16 protein-coding genes are annotated in these 18,787 nt (G+C 65.8%); 6 read left to right on the forward strand and 10 right to left on the reverse strand.

Annotated features, from left to right (window positions below):
- Nucleotides 1–191: 191 nt before the first annotated feature.
- From mgrA to FBZ89_RS22095, 4 genes are all read right to left on the reverse strand, one after another.
- Complete coding sequence (gene mgrA / locus FBZ89_RS22080; RefSeq protein ID WP_145752229.1) at nucleotides 192–1,235, reverse strand: L-glyceraldehyde 3-phosphate reductase; 1,044 nt, start codon at nucleotides 1,233–1,235, stop codon at nucleotides 192–194.
- A gap of 150 nt (nucleotides 1,236–1,385) precedes the next feature.
- The gene (locus FBZ89_RS22085; protein WP_145752231.1) at nucleotides 1,386–3,086 is read right to left on the reverse strand and encodes a methyl-accepting chemotaxis protein; all 1,701 of its coding nucleotides are present in this window, start codon (nucleotides 3,084–3,086) and stop codon (nucleotides 1,386–1,388) included.
- Between the two features lie 196 nt (nucleotides 3,087–3,282).
- On the reverse strand, nucleotides 3,283–4,965 hold the full coding sequence (locus FBZ89_RS22090) for a methyl-accepting chemotaxis protein (protein WP_145752232.1): 1,683 nt from the start codon (nucleotides 4,963–4,965) through the stop codon (nucleotides 3,283–3,285).
- Nucleotides 4,966–5,178: 213 nt separating this feature from the next.
- Nucleotides 5,179–5,646 (reverse strand): MarR family winged helix-turn-helix transcriptional regulator, encoded by a 468-nt coding sequence (locus FBZ89_RS22095; protein ID WP_145752234.1) that lies wholly within the window; start codon nucleotides 5,644–5,646, stop codon nucleotides 5,179–5,181.
- A gap of 146 nt (nucleotides 5,647–5,792) precedes the next feature.
- On the opposite strand from FBZ89_RS22095, the gene FBZ89_RS22100 reads away from it, so the two are divergent.
- From FBZ89_RS22100 to FBZ89_RS22115, 4 genes are all read left to right on the forward strand, one after another.
- Nucleotides 5,793–6,176, forward strand: a complete 384-nt coding sequence (locus FBZ89_RS22100) for a tautomerase family protein (RefSeq protein ID WP_145752236.1) — start codon at nucleotides 5,793–5,795, stop codon at nucleotides 6,174–6,176.
- Nucleotides 6,173–6,868, forward strand: a complete 696-nt coding sequence (locus FBZ89_RS22105; protein WP_145752238.1) for an SDR family NAD(P)-dependent oxidoreductase — start codon at nucleotides 6,173–6,175, stop codon at nucleotides 6,866–6,868. Before FBZ89_RS22100 ends, FBZ89_RS22105 begins: the two co-directional genes overlap by 4 nt.
- A 136-nt stretch (nucleotides 6,869–7,004) precedes the next feature.
- On the forward strand, nucleotides 7,005–8,342 hold the full coding sequence (locus tag FBZ89_RS22110) for an LLM class flavin-dependent oxidoreductase (protein WP_145752239.1): 1,338 nt from the start codon (nucleotides 7,005–7,007) through the stop codon (nucleotides 8,340–8,342).
- Between the two features lie 220 nt (nucleotides 8,343–8,562).
- The gene (locus FBZ89_RS22115) at nucleotides 8,563–9,234 is read left to right on the forward strand and encodes a hypothetical protein (RefSeq protein WP_145752241.1); all 672 of its coding nucleotides are present in this window, start codon (nucleotides 8,563–8,565) and stop codon (nucleotides 9,232–9,234) included.
- Between the two features lie 38 nt (nucleotides 9,235–9,272).
- Here the strand turns inward: FBZ89_RS22115 and FBZ89_RS22120 are convergent, their stop codons facing one another.
- Nucleotides 9,273–10,109, reverse strand: coding sequence for an oxidoreductase (locus tag FBZ89_RS22120; protein ID WP_145752243.1), 837 nt, complete (start codon nucleotides 10,107–10,109; stop codon nucleotides 9,273–9,275).
- Between the two features lie 136 nt (nucleotides 10,110–10,245).
- Here FBZ89_RS22120 and FBZ89_RS22125 point away from each other — a divergent pair, with 136 nt between their 5' ends.
- A complete protein-coding gene (locus FBZ89_RS22125; protein WP_145752245.1) occupies nucleotides 10,246–11,145 on the forward strand; it encodes a LysR family transcriptional regulator in 900 nt (299 codons plus the stop codon).
- A 5-nt stretch (nucleotides 11,146–11,150) separates the two neighbouring features.
- On the opposite strand, the gene FBZ89_RS22130 is transcribed toward FBZ89_RS22125, so the two are convergent.
- The 5 genes from FBZ89_RS22130 to FBZ89_RS22150 form a co-directional block, all read right to left on the reverse strand.
- Nucleotides 11,151–11,669 (reverse strand): hypothetical protein, encoded by a 519-nt coding sequence (locus tag FBZ89_RS22130; protein ID WP_145752247.1) that lies wholly within the window; start codon nucleotides 11,667–11,669, stop codon nucleotides 11,151–11,153.
- On the reverse strand, nucleotides 11,666–12,382 hold the full coding sequence (locus FBZ89_RS22135) for a hypothetical protein (RefSeq protein ID WP_145752249.1): 717 nt from the start codon (nucleotides 12,380–12,382) through the stop codon (nucleotides 11,666–11,668). Before FBZ89_RS22135 ends, FBZ89_RS22130 begins: the two co-directional genes overlap by 4 nt.
- Nucleotides 12,383–12,477: 95 nt before the next feature.
- Nucleotides 12,478–14,145 (reverse strand): 2-isopropylmalate synthase, encoded by a 1,668-nt coding sequence (gene leuA, locus FBZ89_RS22140; RefSeq protein ID WP_145752251.1) that lies wholly within the window; start codon nucleotides 14,143–14,145, stop codon nucleotides 12,478–12,480.
- Nucleotides 14,146–14,702: 557 nt separating this feature from the next.
- The gene (locus FBZ89_RS22145; protein WP_145752253.1) at nucleotides 14,703–16,853 is read right to left on the reverse strand and encodes a TonB-dependent siderophore receptor; all 2,151 of its coding nucleotides are present in this window, start codon (nucleotides 16,851–16,853) and stop codon (nucleotides 14,703–14,705) included.
- Between the two features lie 155 nt (nucleotides 16,854–17,008).
- Nucleotides 17,009–17,632, reverse strand: coding sequence for a TetR/AcrR family transcriptional regulator (locus FBZ89_RS22150; protein WP_186457508.1), 624 nt, complete (start codon nucleotides 17,630–17,632; stop codon nucleotides 17,009–17,011).
- Nucleotides 17,633–17,748: 116 nt separating this feature from the next.
- On the opposite strand from FBZ89_RS22150, the gene FBZ89_RS22155 reads away from it, so the two are divergent.
- Nucleotides 17,749–18,732, forward strand: a complete 984-nt coding sequence (locus tag FBZ89_RS22155) for an MBL fold metallo-hydrolase (protein ID WP_145752256.1) — start codon at nucleotides 17,749–17,751, stop codon at nucleotides 18,730–18,732.
- Nucleotides 18,733–18,787: the final 55 nt, after the last annotated feature.

The following is an 18,787-nucleotide window of genomic DNA, read 5'->3' on the forward strand; positions in this document are numbered from 1 at the left end:
AAATATCCGTAAGGCGTGCAAGAGCGCCGGCCGCCACCTGGGGTAGCTTTCCCTTGCGGCGACGGGATGTCCCCCCCACTCCCCATCACCCCGTCGCTTTCCTCCCCATGGGCGGTACCTGCGGCCCCCCGCCCGCACCGCCATCCTGGATGCCCGCGCCCCGTCCGAGGCGCGGGCATCTCTTTATTCGCTTACTCCGGCGTGCTGGCGTCGGAGGAGCGCTGCCAGATGTTCAGGCCGGTGTCGATGGCATGGGTGTCGATTTCCGCCAGTTCCGCGTCCGTGAACGCCAGGTTCTTCAAGGCGTCCAGGCTGTCGTCCAACTGGGCCACGGTGCGGGCGCCGATGAGGGCGGAGGTCACGCGGGGGTCGCGCAACACCCAGGCGACCGCCATCTGGGCCAGGGTCTGGCCCCGCCGCTCGGCGATGGCGTTCAGGGCGCGCACATGCTCCAGCGCCTCGGGCGTCAGCAGGTCTTCCTTGAACGACCCGCCCTTGGCGGCGCGGGCGTCGGCCGGAACGCCGTTCAGGTACTTCTTGGACAGCAAGCCCTGCGCCAGCGGGGAGAAGGCGATGCAGCCGATGCCGCTGCCCTCCAGCGTCTCCAACAGGCCGCCCTCGATCCAGCGGTTCAGCATGGAGTAGCTGGGCTGATGGATCAGGCAGGGCACCCCCATCTCCTTCAGCAGGGCGGCGGCCTTGGCTGTCATGTCGGCTGAGTAGGAGGAGATGCCGACGTACAGCGCCTTGCCCTGGCGCACCACCTGGGCCAACGCGCCCATGGTTTCCTCCAGCGGCGTGGTCGGATCCACGCGGTGGGAATAGAAGATGTCGACATAGTCCAGGCCCATGCGGCGCAGGCTCTGGTCCAGGCTGGAGATCAGGTATTTGCGCGATCCGCCGATGCCGTAGGGGCCGGGCCACATGTCGTACCCGGCCTTGGTGGAGATGATCATCTCATCCCGGTAGGGCTTGAAGTCCCCGGCCATGACGCGGCCGAAGTTCTCCTCGGCCGAGCCATAGGGCGGGCCGTAGTTGTTGGCCAGGTCGAAGTGGGTGACGCCGCGGTCGAAGGCGCGGCGCAGGATGGCGCGGCCGGTCTCGAAAACGTCGGCGCCCCCGAAATTGTGCCACAGGCCCAGCGAGATGGCGGGCAGATCCAGGCCGCTGCGCCCGCAGCGGCGGTAGGGCATGGCTTCGTAACGGTCGTCGGCGGCGCGATAGAGGGACTGCATGTCTCAGGCTCCAGCTAAGGGGCGGTAACCGGTGGCACCATACGGGCATCGCCGGCGCCCTCCAAGGCGGGAGTTGGTTAATGCCACTTGGTCGCGAGCGAAGGGGGAAACCTGGGCCGCGACTGCCGCCGTCCGGCGATGGAGGGCGTCCTAAGCCGCCTTCACCCCGCTGATGAACGTGGCGATCTCGCGGTTCAGGGTTTCGGCCCGACGGGACAGCTGGCCCGAGGCGTCGACGATCTGGCCAGCGGCGTCGCCGGTGGTGATGGCGGCGTGGTTGACGTCGGTGATGGTGGTGGAGACGTCGCCCACGCCCTGCGCCGCTTCGTTGACATTGCGGGCGATCTCATTGGTGGCGGCGGTCTGTTCCTCCACGGCGGAGGCGATGACGACGGCGATTTCCGACAGGGCGGCGATGGTGCCGTTGATATGGTCGATGGCACCCACGGTGCGGCCGGTCAGGGCCTGAATCTCCGCGATCTGGCCGGTGATCTCATCCGTGGCCTTCGCGGTCTGGGTCGCCAGCGATTTCACCTCGTTGGCGACGATGACGAAGCCGCGACCGGCGTCGCCGGCGCGCGCCGCCTCGATGGTGGCGTTCAGTGCCAGCAGATTGGTCTGCGCCGCGATGCCGGCGATCAGCTGGGCGATGCCACCGATGCGCCGGGCGGCCTCGGCCAACTGGGCCACGGTCGCGCGCGTGTCCCCCGCTTCCTCCTGCGCCCGGTCGGCGATATCGCGGGAGTGGCTGACCTGCTGCGCGATCTCCTTCACCGACAAGGCCAGTTCCTCGGTTGCCGCCGCCACCGTCTGCACGTTCAGCGCCGCCTGGTGCGAGGCGTCGGCGACCGCGCCGGAACGCTGGTTGGTTTGGTCGGCCAGACCGGCCATGGATGTCGCCGTCGCTTCCATCTCCGTTGCGGCGCTGGCCAGCATGTGCACCAGGTCGGCGGATCGTGTCTCGAAATGAGCGACCAGGCCCTCCAGCGTCTCAGCCCGGCGGGCCTTGGCCTGCTGCTCGGCGGCCTGGGCGGCGCGGAGGCGGTCCGCTTCCCGCGCATTGTTGCGGAACACCAAGGCGGCTCGGCCGATGTCGCCGATCTCGTCGCCCCGGTCGGCGCAGGGTACCTCGGCCTCCAGCTTGCCGTCGGCCAGGTTGCGCAGGCTGTCCACCACCAGGGTGATGGGGCGCAGCAGGCCATGGCGGGCCACCAGCCAGCCCACCGCCAATCCGGCGGTGATGCCCAGGGCCGCGAACAGAACCATCAGGCGGGTGGCCAGCCTGGCCGCATGCTGCGCGTGCTCGTTCACGGCGACGGACCTGTGTTCCAGCGTATCGACCAGCGCCTTCATCTTGTCCTGCAGGGCGGCGACATGGGTGCGGGAGTCATGAATGGCGTCCACCAGGCCGGCCCGCATATCCCCACCACCATCCTGTGCCCGGCCCCGTGCCCGGCGCACCTTGTCGAACAACGCCTCCATCACCGGCGCATAGTCGGCATAAGCGGCCCGCACCGCGTCCAGTTGCGGCCGCTCATCGGGGGTGACCAGCTTTTCCAGGGCGTCCAGCCGCCCCCGCAGCGTGGCCGTCGCCACATCCTTGGCCTTGACCGCGTCCTCCCACTCCTCCGGCAGGGCCAGCGCCCGATACTCCAGACGGTTGATGGTGGACAGTTCCCGGCTCATGCGGGCGCTCAGGGTGGCGGCGTTGCCGGCGGCTTGGATTTCGGTGGCGTTGTCCGCCATGGTCCGCAGACCGATCAGTCCGGCGGCGGCGATGCCGCCCGCCGCCAGGGCCATGGCGGCGACGATGATAACGATTTTCCATAAGATGCGGATATTGGAAAACATCAAGCCCCTCCGAGCGGTCAAGATAAACCGGAGTATCGGGCGGCAACCTTAAGTGGATATTAATTAATGCATTAATGTCATGTATTTGGCCGACGGGGCTTCCTCTCTTCCTGTTCTCTCGGGAGGGGCCGCTGGCCATCTCCAACGCAAAGGCCGGCGAGGGGGCGCCTCTCGCCGGCCTTCCTACATCCCAGCCTCAAGCCGCCTTGATGGCGGCCAGGAAGCGGCTGACGTGGCTCTGCAGCACGCCGGACTGTTCCGACAGGTGGTGGGCGGCCCCCAGCACCTGGGTGGCGGCGACGCCGGCCTGGCCGGCGGCCTCCGTCACGGCCCCCAGCGCATCGGCGACCCCCTGGGTGCCGGTGGCGGCCTGGCCCACGTTGCGGCTGATCTCCGTGGTCGAGGCGCCCTGCTGTTCCATGGCGGCGGCGATGGAGGTGGAGATGCCATTCACTTCCTCGATCACCGCGCCGATGGCCTGGATGGCGGTGGAGGTGCGGAATGATACCTGCTGCACCGCTGTGATCTGGGCGGCGATGTCCTCCGTCGCCTTGGCCGTTTGGTTGGCTAGGCCCTTCACCTCCGCCGCCACGACGGCGAAGCCCTTGCCGGCCTCCCCGGCGCGCGCGGCCTCGATGGTGGCGTTCAGCGCCAGCAGGTTGGTCTGCTCGGCGATGGTCTGGATCAGGGTCACCACCTCGCCGATGCGCTGGGTGGCGTCGGTCAGTCCGGCAACGGTGGCCATGGTCTCGCGCGCGTCCTGGCTGGCACGGCTGGCGATGGCCTGGGCATGCACCACCTGACGGTTGATCTCCGCGATGCTGGCCGCCATCTCCTCCGCCGCGGCGGCCACCGTCTGGACGTTGGCGGTGGTCTGGTCCGCGGCGGCGGCGGCGCTGGCCGACTGGCGGTTGGTCTCCTCCGCCACGCCGGACATGCTCTGCGCGGCGCTGTCCAGTTCGGCGGCCGCCCCGCTGAACTGGTGCAGGATGTGGGAGGATTGCCGGTCGAAGTCGCCGACCAGGCTGTCGATGGCGGCGACGCGGCGGGCCTTGGCCGCCTCCGCCTCCCGCTGTTCGGCGGCCAGGCGCTCGGCCTCCACCAGGCCGTCGCGGAACACCTGGACGGCGCGCGCCATGGCGCCGATCTCATCCTGCCGGTCGGCGCCGGGGATGGCGGTGTCCAGCTGCCGCTGGCTCAAGCGCGTCATGACCGCTGTCAACTGACGGGTGGGCCGGCCGGTGGTCAGCACCGTGACGGCGCCGGCGGCAAGGGCCACGGCCAGCGCCAAGCCCAGCGCCAGCAGCGTGCCCAGGCGCGAGATACCGGTGGTGTGGTTCAGCAGGGCGTAGGCGTCCTGGCCGGCGCGGTAGTTCAGGTCCGCCGCCTCCGTCAGCACCTTGACCAGGGCGCGGGTCTGGTCCCGGTTCTCGCCGGCGTACAGCTTCAGCGCCGTTTCCCGGTCGCCCTTGTGCAAGGCATCGATGACCTGGGTGGAGGAAGCGAGGAACCGCGGCCACAGCGTGTCGAACTGGTCCATCTGCGGCCGCTCGATGGTAATCAGCGGGTCATAGGCCCGGCGGCCCTTGGCCACGCGGTCCAGTTCTTGGGTTACCGTCTTTTCCTGCTCGGCCCGCGCCGCGTCATCGGTGGCCAGCAGCATGCCTTGCTGGAAGCGCCGGGCCTCCAGCACGCCCTGCAGCAATTCATTGCTGGCGACGATGGAGGGCAGGGCGTCGGTTCCCAGGTCGGCGGCGGCCGCCTCGATGCGGGACAGGCGCTCCAGGGCGAAGAGCCCCAGGCCCAAGGTCACCAGCAAGATCAAAGCGAAGGCCGAGACTATACGGGTGCGCAAGGAAAGATCAACAAGACGCGGCATGGCTGCTCCTGAAGCGGATTGCGCTGGGGCCCCTGTCCATTTTCCACAAGAGATACCCCTTTATAGGGGGAGGACATGGGGTGAACCTGTCCAATTGCCACCCCCGTTAACCTCGTATCCCGTCGCGTACCGGTGGGCTGCGGCGTTCTGCCGCTATATTGCTATTAATTACATGGCATTTTATTCAACTACAACTGGCCGAGATTTGCGGCTTTACTCGGCCGGTTCCGCCAGTTCGGCTGTTTCCACCTGGCGCAGCACGGCGCGCAGGGTCAGGGCGTTGTCGCTGCCGAAGGCGTGCTCGAACCGCGCCTGCGCCGCCGTCCACAGCGGCTCGGCCTGGGCGATCAGATCCCGCCCCTCCGACGTCAGCACCAGGACACGGCGGCGCTTGTCCGCCGGTGTGATGGTCAGGCGCACCAGGTTGCGCTTCTCCAGCGGGCGCAGCAGATGCCCCAGGGTGGACCGGTCCATGGCCAGCAAGGCTGCCAGGTCCTGGATGCTTTTGGGGCCGTGGCGGTTCAGGCGGGACAGGATGGAGTACTGGTTGATGCCCAGCCCTGTGGGCGCCAAGGCCGCGTCATAGAACTTGGTCAGGCGGCGGGAGGCCTGACGCAAGGCGGCGCAGTTGCATTGCGTGGGTTCGGACGGGTCGGCGGCGAGGGGAGCAGTGTCAGGCATGAATGGTCCTGGTGGAAACGGGCGCCAGCCTATCAGGCGCGCCTGTGGCTGCGCTGTCAACGATCATATGGGCAATTACCCGTAAATGCGGCATCCTCGTGTTTGGGCATCCCGTCGAGGGGCGCCCACAACCGGAGGAACACCCCATGCCGCTCGCCCGTATCGACCTGGTCAAAGGCAAGTCCGCCGAATACCGCCACACCATCGGTGAGGTGATTTATGAGGCCATGCTCAGCACCTTGAATGTACCCAAGGACGACCGTTTCCAGATCATCACCGAACATGGGGACAGCGACTTCGTGGCCGACCCGACCTATATGGGCATTCATCGCACCCGCGACACGGTGATCATCCAAATCACCCTGAACCAGGGCCGCACGCTGGAGGTGAAGAAGGCCTTCTACAAGGCGGTGGCCGATGGCCTGCACGCCCGGTTGGGGCTGCGGCGCGAGGACGTGTTCATCAACCTGGTCGAGGTGCCCAAGGAGAACTGGTCCTTCGGCAACGGCGAAGCGCAGTACGCGTCATGAGTGGGAAATCAGCGCTGATTGTTGGCGCGGGCAAGGGGATCAGCGCCTCTTTGGCCCGCTTGCTGGCGGCGGAGGGTTACCGTGTCGCCCTGGCCGCGCGCAACACGGGCAAGCTGGCCGAGTTGGTGGCGGAAACCGGGGCCCGGGCCTACGCCGTCGATGCCGCCGAGCCCGAGGCGGTGGTCCGCCTTTTCGAACAGGTCGACACCGACCTGGGCGTGCCGGAACTGGTGGTGTTCAACGCCAGCGCCCGCGCGCGTGGGCCGGTGCAGGATCTGGACCCCGCCCAGGTGCTGGAGTCCTTGCGCGTCTCCGCCTACGCCGGTTTCCTGGTGGCTCAGGCGGCGGCGGTGCGCATGCGCGTGCTGGGTCGGGGCAGCATCCTGCTGACCGGTGCCACCGCCAGCGTGAAGGGCCTGGCGGGCTCGACCCCCTTCGCCATGGGAAAGTTTGCTTTACGCGGCATGGCGCAAAGCCTGGCACGCGAGCTGGCGCCGCAGAACATCCACGTCGCCCATTTCGTCATCGATGGCGGCGTGGCCAGCAGCTGGTCCAAACCCGGGGAGGAGGGGCCGGCGGACAAATGGCTGGATCCCGACGCCATCGCCCGGGAATACCTCCACATCCACAATCAGCACCGCAGCGCCTGGACCTGGGAGGTGGAACTGCGCCCGTGGGTCGAGAAGTTCTGACAACCAACCATTCCCGGCGCCACTCAATGGTCTCCCACTCAATGGTCTCCCACTCAACGATCTCATTGAGAAGACTCGTTTGTGTGGCGCCGGTCCCACCCAGATGCTGACCGCCTCGATTTCACCGGAGGCGATCATGAGTGCGGGCAAGCAGTTGAAACTGGGTTTCATCCTTCACGGCGTCGGCCGCACCTGGGGTGACTGGCGCCACCCGGACGCCCAGCCCGACGCCAGCACCAACTTCGCCTTCTACAAGCGCCAGGCGCAGGTGGCGGAGAAGGGGCGCTTCGACTTCCTGTTCGTGGCCGACAGCGTCTATATCACCGAGAAATCCAGTCCCCACTATTTGAACCGGTTCGAGCCGCTGACCATCCTGTCGGCACTGGCCGGCGCCACCAGCCATATCGGCCTGGTCGGCACCCTGACCGTCAGCTACAGCGAGCCTTATAACGTGGCGCGTCAGTTCGCCTCGCTGGACCATATCAGTGGCGGGCGGGCGGGCTGGAACGTGGTCACCAGTTGGCTGGAGGGCAGCGCCGCCAACTACAGCAAGGCCCAGCACCTGGCCCATGACCAGCGCTATCGCCTGGCGGCCGAATACCTGGACGTGGTCCAGGGCCTGTGGGACAGCTGGGAGGATGATGCCCTGGTCCATGACAAGGAAAGCGGCGTCTTCTTCGATCCGAAGAAGCTGAACACCCTGGACCATAAGGGGGAGTTCTTCCAGGTGAAGGGGCCCCTGAACATCGCCCGATCGCCCCAGGGGCAGCCAGTGATCTTCCAGGCCGGCGCGTCGGAGGACGGCAAGAACTTCGCCGCCAAGCACGCCGACGCCATCTTCGTCGGCCAGGATGATCTGGCGGAGGCGCAGGCCTATTATGCCGATGTGAAGGCGCGGGCCGCCGGCTTCGGCCGTGACCCGGAAAAGGTCTTCATCCTGCCGGGTGTGGCGCCGGTGGTGGGCGCCACGGAAGCGGAGGCAGAGGCGAAGTATCAGGAACTGGCCAACCTGGTGTCCATCGAGAACGCCCTGTCCATGCTGGGCCGGCCGTTCAACGACCATGATTTCAGCCGGTACGACCTGGATGCACCCTTCCCCGACGTGACGGCCGTCGGCCTCAACAGCAACCAGAGCAGCGTGTTGAAGATCATCAGCGCCGCCAAGCGCGACGGCCTCACCCTGCGCCAGGTGGCCCAGCGCTTCGCCACCCCGCGCGGCAACTTCGTCGGCACGCCGGAACAGGTGGCCGACAAGTTCCAGCAATGGCTGGAGGCCAGGGCCGCCGACGGCTTCGTCTTCTTCGAGGCGCTGCCCAAGCAACTGGACCTGTTCGTGGAGACGGTGGTGCCCATCCTTCAGGACCGCGGCCTGCTGCGGCGGGAGTATGAGGGCGAGACCTTCCGGGACAATCTGGGGTTGGAGGTTCCGGTCAACCGCTTCACCGCGCGCAAGGCGGAAAAGGGCGCGGCGTAGGCTACGGACAAAAGGGGGCGCTGGGGAGGGGGCGCTGGGCAGGGGGCGCTGGGCAGGGGGCGCTGGGCAGGGGGCGCTGGGCAGGGGGCGGTTTGCACGGCACCGCCTGCCCACCCCTTCGCGAGATTTTTGACCTCACGAAAAGTTGTATCTATCCGGAGACATTGCGCTGCCGCCCTTGGGATGGACATGCTGCGCCATCCATAGAGGGGAGTGGCTTATGGGCAAAGCATATGCTGTCGGGACTGTTGTCGCCGCCATGCTGGTGGCCGGTCCCGCATTCGGACAGGCGACCGCCCGGCCTTGCGGCATGGATGAAGCGGCCGGCCCCGCCTGCCTGATGGCCCACCAGAACATCGCCGCCCTGCCGGACGGCGACATATATTGGCACCTGGACACCTTCCCGTCCAAGGCGGCGGCGGAGGCGGCGGCCAGCAAGACAGGCAGCGTCGTCGCCGCCTTCGGTAAGGTCTGGCTGTTCACCATTGAAGGGAGAGGATGGCGGCCCCCGCAGGGCGGCACGCATGTGGCGGACATCGGGCCCCTGCCGGTGACCTCTGCCGCTTCCTATTCGGCGGAATATCTGCGTTCGGTCTTTACGCCCGGCATGACGGCGCCCCTGCACGTGCATTCGGGGCCGGAGGCCTTCTATGCGCTGACCGGGGATACGTGCCTGGAGACGCCGGCCGGTGCGCGGCAGGAGCGGGGACCGGGTAACAGCCTGGTCATCGAGGGCGGCCCGCCGATGCTGCTCATGGCCATCGGCACAGCGCCGCGCCGTGGCTTCGCCCTCATCCTGCACGACGCCACCCGGCCGCCGACCACCCTGATCCAGGACTGGCAGCCGCAAGGGCTGTGCGCGCAGCAGTTCGCGCGCGATCAGGCGCAATAGCGACGGGGCGGTCCTGGTCGAAGGACCGCCCCGTCTCCTCACGCACCGGCCGGAAAGTCGGTGGACAGCGCCACCTCCCGCCACTGCGCCAGCTCGCCGGCCACGAAGGCGTTCTTCTTCTCGATGGCCGCCACCGTGTCGCTGCCCAGTGGCAGGCGCACCGGTGGCTGCGGCGCGTTCGCCAGGGCGATGAAGGCTTGGGCCAGGCGGGCCGGGTCGCCCGGCTGGGTATGGTTGGCGCCGGCGGCGAAGTCGCGCATGCCGCCCACCGTGGCGTGATAATCCTCGATCTGCGCCTTGGTGCGCGACAGCGACTGGTCATCCAGGAAGTCGGTGCGGAAGAAGCCGGGCTCCACCACCGTGGCATGGATACCCAGGGGGGCGACCTCGAGCGCCAGCGCCTCGGTCAGGCCTTCCACCGCGAACTTGGTGGCGCAATAGGGCCCCCAGCCGATGAAGGACTGATAGCCGCCGATGGACGACAGATTGATGATGTGGCCGGAGCGCTGGCGGCGCATGTGCGGCAGCACGGCACGGGTCACGGCCAGCAGGCCGAAGACGTTGGTGGCGAACAGGCGTTCCACCTCCGTCCCGCTGGCTTCCTCCACGCCGCCCAACAGGCCATAACCAGCGTTGTTCACCAGGATGTCGATGCGGCCGAAGGTCTTGACGGCTTGTTCCACGGCCGCCCGGGCCTGCGCCTCGTCGGTCACATCCAGCTTGGCGGCCAGCAGGCGGGGATGGGCGCCGAGACGGGCGGTGACGGTGGACGGGTCGCGGGCGGTGGCGACGACGGCGTCGCCGACGGCCAGGGCCTGTTCGGTGATCAGGGCGCCGAAACCCCGGGACGCGCCGGTGATGAACCAGACACGCATGATGCTCTCCTTCGCTTGGGGGCCGGGGCCCATCGCCGCCGGCTGACGAAGGGCAAGCTAGCGCCGTAGCTCTGATGAATTAATCCAGGGAATTTGCGTTAGGCTGATGAGGTAATTTCATCAATAATACCGGCCCATGAAACGCATCGATCCGGCGGAGCTGTCCGTCTTCCTCGCCATCGCCACCCATCGCAGCTTCCGCAAGGCAGCGGTGGAACTGGGCGTGACACCGTCCGCCCTCAGCCACGCCTTGCGCGCTATCGAGGAACGGCTGGATCTGCGCTTGGTGAACCGCACGACCCGCAGCGTCGCCCTGACCGAGGCGGGGGAGCGGCTGTACGCCCGCATCCGCCCGGCTTTCCTGGACATCCATGACGCCATCGAGGATTTGAACAGCTTGCGCGGCCAGCCCGTGGGCACCCTGCGCCTGAACGCCTCGCAGGCGGCGGCGCGGCTGGTGCTGCTGCCCCTCGTGCTGCGCTTCCTGGCGGTCTTCCCCGACGTGCGGGTGGAGATGGTGGTGGACGACGCGCTGGTCGACGTGGTGGCCGGCGGTTTCGATGCCGGCGTGCGCTTCGGCGAAAGCATCGCCGGCGACATGATCGCGGTACCCCTGGGCCCCCGGCAGCGCTTTGCCGTGGTGGGATCGCCTGCCCATTTCGAACGCCATCCGGTGCCGGCCAGTCCCCATGACCTGCGAACCCAGCCTTGCATCCGCTACCGCTTCCTCAGCGGCGCGCTCTATCGCTGGGAATTCGAGCGGGCAGGCGAGGCGTTGGATGTGGAGGTCAACGGCCCCCTGACCCTCAGCGACCAGGACCTGATGGTGGACGCCGCCATGGCCGGCACGGGCCTGGCCTATGTGTTCGACGCCCGCGTGACCGACCTGGTCGCGTCCGGCCGCCTGGTGCGGGTGCTGGAAGACTGGTGCCCCTATTACCCCGGCCTGTTCCTCTATTACCCCAGCCGCCGGCACCTACCCGCGCCCTTGCGCGCCTTCATCGACTTCGCGCGGGCGCCGGGGCCGAAAAAGTAGTGGGTTCAGCTGATGCGAGAGAATAAGTCAGCTGGTGGCTCTGGCAGGTCTGCGATGCCGCGACAAGGAATATTCGCTAATGATGCCATGGCCTTGACGCCCGCATCATCGGATAAAATTTCTGTAGACCGATGGACAGCGGCTGTCGCGACGATTTGTAAATCAAACTTAACCCGGTGCCGGCTGACGTGTTCACGGAGGGCCTGCATTCGTCCTTTCCAATGCAGGCCCATAATTAGCGACGTTTCGATAGCCGCCCGATCATCGAAGTTCTCAATTTTGAAAACTGCCATGCGGCGAATGGCTTCCAAATATGATGGGGCCGCCGCGCCGGTCCTGGCTAGCGTTTCGGCGAGCACCGGAGTTGGGATAAGGATTTTCGTCCTTTGTTTCGCCAGTTCTGAGATGAAAAGCTGTACGCGGCCGGAAGCATTCGTGACCAGCTGTCCCGTACCTGGATCAATGGGAGGCGCGGACTTAGGGTCGAGCATGTAGGTAAAGACAGACGTGTCCAGCGTGATCAACTGCTCTCCTCGTCTTTCCGCAGCTCGGCCCAGTCGGGCCCATCGCCGAATGCACCCAAGCCGCGAAGCTTCTCCAGCGCCTCGGCTAAGGATAGGTCGTCCAGCGTTTCAATAGTGGATGCGGTGAATCTGGTTAGTTCCCAAATACCCGCAGGCGTCCTGCACCATCCCCCATTTCCTGCAACGCGGAGGGTGGCGCCAAAAAGATGCGATGCCATTTCCCGTGCTAGCGTTCGGTTGCAACTTCCGCTCCAAATCCGGCCGCCATCGGCCAGATGAAAATGGACGGTCTTATCCCGGCCACCAATGCGAATGAGCTGTCCTTGAATGGTGGTCGGCTGTTGCAGGAGGCTAATAGGGTCGGTTTGAGGGACCTTACGGCCGGGGAACTCCAGAACATTGGTGTCGCTGCCAGACAGGAGGCCGACACCTTGGTCCTCGCGTAGCAGCTTATTTAGATTGGCGACCGATTTCTGAATTTCCGATGGAATCTCGCCCGCACGAATGCGTTCCATTTGGATGTCAATTCTGGGAGCCGTGGGTTCATCCGCCCACGCCACAAGCACGGCGCTCCCAGCCTCGACGCGCGTAAAGTGAAGACCGGGCTCGTCGCCCAGAATTTTACTCACTTCCGTCAGGTACGCGACAAGACGGCCCAGAGACAGTGTCTCGGGCCGCAACGTGTCGATGGAGAAGCGGTACTCGACTTTCATCACTCAATCCTCCGCATTCGGGAATTATACGTCAAACGTCTATTTCCGCGAGCGGATTGACGGGCGCCGAAAAGCCTTCGGCACCCGTCGATTGATCACCCGGCGCCGTTGGCGGCGCTGAGCACGGCGCGGACGGAGGCGGTGGCGATGTCGGTGTCGATGCCCACGCCGAAGACCTTGCGGCCGTTGCCGGTGCGGCACTCGACGTAAGCCGCGGCGCGGGCGTCGCCGCCGTGGCCGATGGCGTGTTCCTGGTAATCGACGATGTCCAGGTCCACGCCGCAATCGGCCTTCAGCGCGGCCAGCACGCTGGACAGCAGGCCGTTGCCCCGGCCGCTCACGCTGCGTTCCTCCCGGCCCACGCTGATGCGGCCGACGAACATGCGCTCCCGGCTGCCGGCGGCGCCGGTCTCCTGATAGTCGATCAGCTCGAAGCGCTGCAGGCCCGTCAGGCAATAGGTGTCCTGGAAGATGGACCAGATGTCGGCGGCGGTCATCTCCCGGCTGGTCTCATCGGCATAGCCTTGGACCACGCGGCTGAAATCGATCTGCAGGGGGCGGGGCAGCTTCAGGCCCTTGTCCTGTTCCAGGACCCAGGCGATGCCGCCCTTGCCCGACTGGCTGTTGACGCGAATGACCGCCTCATAGCCGCAGCCCAGGTCGGTGGGATCGATGGGCAGATAAGGCACGTCCCAGATCTGGTCGTTGCGGCCGGCCTGCGCCGCGAAGCCCTTCTTGATGGCGTCCTGGTGCGATCCGGAGAAGGCGGTGAACACCAGCTCACCGGCGTAGGGGTGGCGGGGGTGCACCGGAATCTGGTTGCAGTACTGCACCGTCTGGACGACCGACTGGATGTCGGAGAAGTCCAGGCCCGGGTCCACGCCCTGGGTGTACAGGTTCAGGCCCAGGGTCACCAGGTCGACATTGCCCGTGCGTTCCCCATTGCCGAACAGGCAGCCCTCGACACGGTCGGCGCCGGCCTGCACCGCCAGTTCCGCCGCCGCCACGCCGGTACCCCGGTCGTTGTGGGGATGGACGCTGACGATGACGCTGTCGCGGCGGCTGATCTGGCGGCAGAACCGCTCGATCTGGTCGGCGTAGATGTGGGGGCCGGCGGCCTCCACCGTGGCCGGCAGGTTCAGGATGACGGACTTGTCCGGCGTGGGTTGCAGCACGTCCAGCACCGCCTCGCACACCTCCAGGGCGAAGTCGGGCTCCGCCGTGCTGAAGGTCTCGGGCGAGTATTCGAAGATCCAGTCGGTCTCGGGATACTTCTCCGCCTGCTCGCGCATGATAGTCACGCCCTTGACGGCGATATCCTTGATGCCGGCCCGGTCCATGCCGAAGACGATGCGGCGCCAGGCGGGGGAGATGGCGTTGTACATATGGACGATGGCGCGGGGGGCGCCCCGCAGGCTTTCGAATGTGCGCTCGATCAGGTCGCGCCGCGCCTGGGTCAGCACCTGAATGGTGACGTCGTCGGGGACCTTGCCGCCCTCCACCAGGCCGCGGACGAAGTCGAATTCCGTCTGGGAGGCGGAGGGGAAGCCGACCTCGATCTCCTTGAAGCCGATCTTCACCAGCATGTCGAAGAAGCGCTGCTTCTTCTCCGCGTCCATGGGGTCGATCAGGGCCTGGTTGCCGTCGCGCAGGTCGGTGGACAGCCAGCGCGGCGCCCGGGTGATGGCGCGGGACGGCCAGGTGCGGTCAGGCAGGTCGGCGTGGGCGAAGGGGCGGTACTTGGTGGAGGGATCGCGCAACATGGTCAGGGCGTCTCTGCTGCTATGTATTCAGTCGGGGAAGGTGAATACGGCCAGATCTACAGCCGCCGGATGGCCGTCAGGCCCGGCGACCGCCGATAAGGAGCAGGCGCAGCGCGGGGGCGCTGGCGACGGCTTTGGCTTTGTCAGAGAGGCCCATCAACGGGGCGGTGTGACACGACATTTGGATACTCACGAACCTTGCGCAAACTTATGACGAAATCCCCGGTCCTCTCAGGAGGCCGGGTTCATAAGAAGCAGCAGGGTGGTCGCGGTGTCGGTCATGATGCGCAGGATAAAAGCGGCATCCGGTCGGCGTGTCAAGCGAACACGCTCATGAAATTTCAATAGCGGCCATGCCCCGGCATCAAAGGGTCGGCGCCGGTGCGCTGGCGACAATCTTTGGTCGCCCGCTCAACAAAGCCGATGACGGGAGGGATACTCCCGTCATCGGTAGCCCGCGACCGCGGGCGCCGGAGCGAGCACCGCAGGAGCGGAACGAGGACAGCCAAAGGCCCGGATGGGCCTGCCGGCGCTTGAGGAAAACGAACACCTACAACTTATAAATCAAGCGTAGCCGAGAAGCGCACGGTGGCCGGCATGCCCGAGTAGAGCGTGGGGCCGCCGGTGGCCCAGTAGCGCTCATTGGTCACGTTGTCGGCGTTGACGCGCAGGGTCAGGCCATTGCCCTGCACCTGGGTCTTGTAGCTGGCGCCCAGGCTCAGCGTCGTATAGGCGGGCAGGGTGGCGCGGTTCTGGGCATCCGCCGCACGGTCGCCGGTGTAGTAGACGCCGGCGTTCAGGCCCACGCCGTCCAGGAAATCCGGATGGTATTCCGCGAAGATGGAACCGGACCAGCGCGGCGTGTTCTCCACCCGCCTGCCATCCTGGTAGACGCTGCCGGTGTTCTCCTGAAGGGCGTTCAGGTACTGGCCGCTGACCATGATCGACAGGTCGGGCAGCACCTCCCCCTGGACGGAGGCTTCGACGCCCTGGTGGATGGCCTGGCCGTTCAGGACGTAGGTGTTGTGGATGTCGGTATAGGCCAGGCCCCGGTCGATGTGGAACCAGGCCAGCGACATCATGGCGCCGGCCACCTCCATGCGGCCGCCCACCTCCACCTGCTTGCTGACGATGGGGTTCAGGATGCTGCCGGCGTTGGTGGTGCCGTCGGGTGCTGTGCCCGCACTCTCCAGCCCCTCGATATAGGTCGCGTACAGGCTGGACTTGGGCGTCAGCTTATAGACCAGGCCGGCCGTGGGGGTGACCGTCTGCACGGCGTAATTGCTGGTGGCGGAAGAGGTGTCGTAATCGACATAGCGGGCGCCGGCGATCAGCAGCCAGCTTTCGCCCAGGTGCGCCATGTCCATGATGTAGCCGCCGGTGTCGATGTTCACGCTGCCCGGCTGCAAGCGGGTGGTGGTGAACTTCAGCGTGTCGTAGGCCACGTCCACGGGATCGTACAGGTTCTGCTTGATCGCGGTGTAGGACTGCTGGTGCTGGTCCTCCTGCGTCTGGCGGTTGCGGCTGAAGCCCACCAGCAGTTCATGGCTGATGGGGCCGGTGTCAAGCTTGCCCGACACCTCCAGCCGCAGGTTCTGGTTGCGGTATTCCTGGTCCGGCGTGTAGGTGCCGCTGATGGTGCCGGCGCCGGTGGCCAAGTTGACGCCACCGAGGTTGGCGATGGTGCGCTGCCGCCGGGTGGAAGCGACGCCGAACTCCGCGCGGGCCGACCAGTCGTCGGTGATGGCGTAGTCGGCGCGGCCCACCACGTTGGTGGCCCAGGTGTTGTAGGGTGCGTTCAGCGGCGCGAAGCGCAGGCTGGGGTCCGGGATGGACGGCAGGATGATGGTGCCGCCGTTGCCGCCCTTGGCGCCGACGGCGGTGGGCAGGGTGATGCCACCCGGCTCATCCATTTCGCGGCGGTAGTATTCGGCGTCCAGCTTGAAGGTCAGGCGCTCGCTGGCGCGCCAGTCGAAGGCGCCGCTCATCAGCCAGCGCCGGCCGTCCACGTCGTTCACCGGCGTGCCGATGCGCGAGGCGTAGCCGTTGATGCGGGCGCCGTATTCGTTGTGGTCGCCGAACTCCCGCCCGATGTCGAAGCCGCTGCCGAAACTGCCGTTGTTGTCGCCGTTCAGGGTGAAGCTGGTGACGGGGTCGGATCCCGCCCGCTTGGTCACCACGTTGACGATGCCCGACGGCGTGCTGATGCCGTAGTAAAGCGCCGACACGCCCTTCAGCAGCTCGACCCGCTGCTTGTTCTCGATGGGGATGGGACCCAGGTTGATGATGGGCAGCGAGCCGTTCAGGCGATAATTGGTGCGCGCGTTCATCAGCACGCCGCGTGAAACGAAGTTGTTGCTGGTCAGAGGACTGGTGGCCTGCTGTGTCACGCCGGGCGTGTTGCGCAACGCGTCGTCCAGCCCCTGGGCGCCTTGGGCGTCCAGCAAGGCGCGTGGCAGGATGGATACCGTCAGCGGCGTGTCCAGCAGCGACTGGTTCCGGAAGGCGCCGACCTGCACCACCTCCGCCTTGAACGAGGGGGCCTGCGTGCCGGTCACGATGATATCGTCCAGGACCTTTTCCTGGCCGGCGTCGGTGGTGGCGGCCGTCGTGTCCACGGCGGCGTCCATCGCCTCCGTGGCCTGGGCCCGCAAGGGGGCATGCATCGCCGCCAATAGGGCAAGCACCGACACGGCGCACTTTTTCATCGTGTTTCCATTATTCAGTCAGGATCGGTTGGCACCCTGATACTGATAATGAGAAACGATCGCAATATCGATTTTAACAAGATCGTTAGGCGCTTTTGGCAGGGGTGGGCATGGACCGGCACCCGGATCGATCAGGTCAGGAAGGGGGTGGCGCCTCAAAGTTCGTGCAGATTGGAAGCGGGCTGATCCCTTTCCAACTCCGCAACAACTTCCCGAGCGGCCACTTCCGCCCGCCCGCGAATGTCCTGCTCCGACGGAGCCGGCAGCCCGAGTAGCACGCGATAATCATCGAGACCGACCAGCTGCTCGAAGAAATCATGGCCGATCTTGCGCCGTCGCTCCACCGGCATACCGGATGTCTCGGCCCGAGTTGACAGAAAAGCCTCTAGCCTTTCGACGTGCGCGTTGATCAGGCCATTGTAAGCCAGCTCGCCAAGATGCGGAAATCGTCGTATCTCGGTCATGACGACCCGAAGCAGGTTCGTCGTCTTCGCGCCGCGAATGCGCTCCTGGAACATCACGCCGACAAATAGAAGAATGTCCGCGAGCGGCTTCTTCAAAGCATCCTCGATCTTGGCCGACTCTTCCATATCGACCGGATGACAGGCGCTTTCGATCACCGCAGCGAAGAGATCGTCTTTGGTTCGAGCATGGCGGTACAGCGTCATGATTGAAACGCCAGCCTCACGGGCGATGCTCTCCATTCCACTGCCGGCATAGCCGTCCCGCACGAACGCTTGTTCGGCGGCCGCCACGATTGCGGCGCGCTTACGCGCCATCACTTTCGCTCTCGGATGATCGGGGGACCAATCCCTCATGCGTGTTGACTCCTAACGATAGTCGCAATTATCGTTATAGCGATAATGTGCGCTATTGTTACACGAAAGGCAGATCAATGGCCCAGGCTATCGAAGGCGGGAACGCGCTCCTGGCGCGGATGCGTCGCCGCCCGATCAACAGCACGCTGATCGGGCTCGCGATATTGCTCTTGGTGGTGCTGCTCTGGTTCGCCTGGACTTTCGCTCCGATCCGGCTCGATGTGCCGCAAATCGATGTCGGGGCGCTGCCGCCGGCCACGCCTCCGGCGGCCATGTCGATCAGCGTGATGCCGACAGGTACATATGAAACCCCCGCGGCGTTAGCATTTCGGGGCGGTTCGTGGAGCGAGACTCGCGCATTCGCCGCGAGCGGCGTCCTCGTGCGGCATCCCAAGGGGAACCTGCTGATCGACACTGGGTTCGGGCGGAACGTCGAGCAGCAATTGAAACTGCTCCCCTCGCTCCAGCAGTCGCCTCACCACCTTGGCACGCCCATCATCGATCAGTTGGCCAAGGGGTCTGGCGACACGATTACCGCGATTATTCCGACCCATGCACACTGGGATCACATCAGCGGCGTGGACGATTTCCACGGCATACCCGTGTTGGTAGACGAAGTCGGCCAGCGCTTTATCGGCTCGCATGGTGAGGGCACCGAGGTGCTCAACAGCTTCCAGGGGGTCACCTATCAGGCCTATCCCTTCGACGGCGGCCCCTATCTTGGTTTCCCAAGCAGCCATGACGTATACGGCGATGGCTCGGTTGTGATCGTACCGTCACCCGGCCATACACCGGACTCGGTCGTCGTTTTCGTCAACCTGCCTTCGGGAAAGCGCTATGCCTTTGTCGGTGATCTCGTTTGGCAGATGGAAGGGCTGACGCGGCCAGCGGAGAAGCCTTGGATGATGCGGTTCCTGATTGGCGAAAACCGCTCCGAAATACAGACAGCCATCGCGCGCATCCGCGCCGCAACCACGCTCTATCCGCAGATCACGGCTGTTCCCGCGCATGACGGTCGTGCGTTCAGCTCGATCGCCATCTACCCAGAGTCAACCCGCTGACGAGGCAAAAGTCGTTTGGCTCAAGAAAGCGCCGGATGCGGGGCTAAATCGGCAT

The organism is Nitrospirillum amazonense (genome assembly GCF_007828045.1).
Classification (GTDB): Bacteria; Pseudomonadota; Alphaproteobacteria; order Azospirillales; family Azospirillaceae; genus Nitrospirillum; species Nitrospirillum amazonense_C.

What these genes read in the sequence shown, in the direction of transcription:
- mgrA (WP_145752229.1), bottom strand. Translation starts at nt 1,235, where the DNA reads ATGCAGTCCCTCTATCGCGCCGCCGACGACCGTTACGAAGCCATGCCC.
- FBZ89_RS22085 (WP_145752231.1), bottom strand. Translation starts at nt 3,086, where the DNA reads ATGTTTTCCAATATCCGCATCTTATGGAAAATCGTTATCATCGTCGCC.
- FBZ89_RS22090 (WP_145752232.1), bottom strand. Translation starts at nt 4,965, where the DNA reads ATGCCGCGTCTTGTTGATCTTTCCTTGCGCACCCGTATAGTCTCGGCC.
- FBZ89_RS22095 (WP_145752234.1), bottom strand. Translation starts at nt 5,646, where the DNA reads ATGCCTGACACTGCTCCCCTCGCCGCCGACCCGTCCGAACCCACGCAA.
- FBZ89_RS22100 (WP_145752236.1), top strand. Translation starts at nt 5,793, where the DNA reads ATGCCGCTCGCCCGTATCGACCTGGTCAAAGGCAAGTCCGCCGAATAC.
- FBZ89_RS22105 (WP_145752238.1), top strand. Translation starts at nt 6,173, where the DNA reads ATGAGTGGGAAATCAGCGCTGATTGTTGGCGCGGGCAAGGGGATCAGC.
- FBZ89_RS22110 (WP_145752239.1), top strand. Translation starts at nt 7,005, where the DNA reads ATGAGTGCGGGCAAGCAGTTGAAACTGGGTTTCATCCTTCACGGCGTC.
- FBZ89_RS22115 (WP_145752241.1), top strand. Translation starts at nt 8,563, where the DNA reads ATGGGCAAAGCATATGCTGTCGGGACTGTTGTCGCCGCCATGCTGGTG.
- FBZ89_RS22120 (WP_145752243.1), bottom strand. Translation starts at nt 10,109, where the DNA reads ATGCGTGTCTGGTTCATCACCGGCGCGTCCCGGGGTTTCGGCGCCCTG.
- FBZ89_RS22125 (WP_145752245.1), top strand. Translation starts at nt 10,246, where the DNA reads ATGAAACGCATCGATCCGGCGGAGCTGTCCGTCTTCCTCGCCATCGCC.
- FBZ89_RS22135 (WP_145752249.1), bottom strand. Translation starts at nt 12,382, where the DNA reads ATGAAAGTCGAGTACCGCTTCTCCATCGACACGTTGCGGCCCGAGACA.
- leuA (WP_145752251.1), bottom strand. Translation starts at nt 14,145, where the DNA reads ATGTTGCGCGATCCCTCCACCAAGTACCGCCCCTTCGCCCACGCCGAC.
- FBZ89_RS22145 (WP_145752253.1), bottom strand. Translation starts at nt 16,853, where the DNA reads ATGAAAAAGTGCGCCGTGTCGGTGCTTGCCCTATTGGCGGCGATGCAT.
- FBZ89_RS22150 (WP_186457508.1), bottom strand. Translation starts at nt 17,632, where the DNA reads ATGGCGCGTAAGCGCGCCGCAATCGTGGCGGCCGCCGAACAAGCGTTC.
- FBZ89_RS22155 (WP_145752256.1), top strand. Translation starts at nt 17,749, where the DNA reads ATGGCCCAGGCTATCGAAGGCGGGAACGCGCTCCTGGCGCGGATGCGT.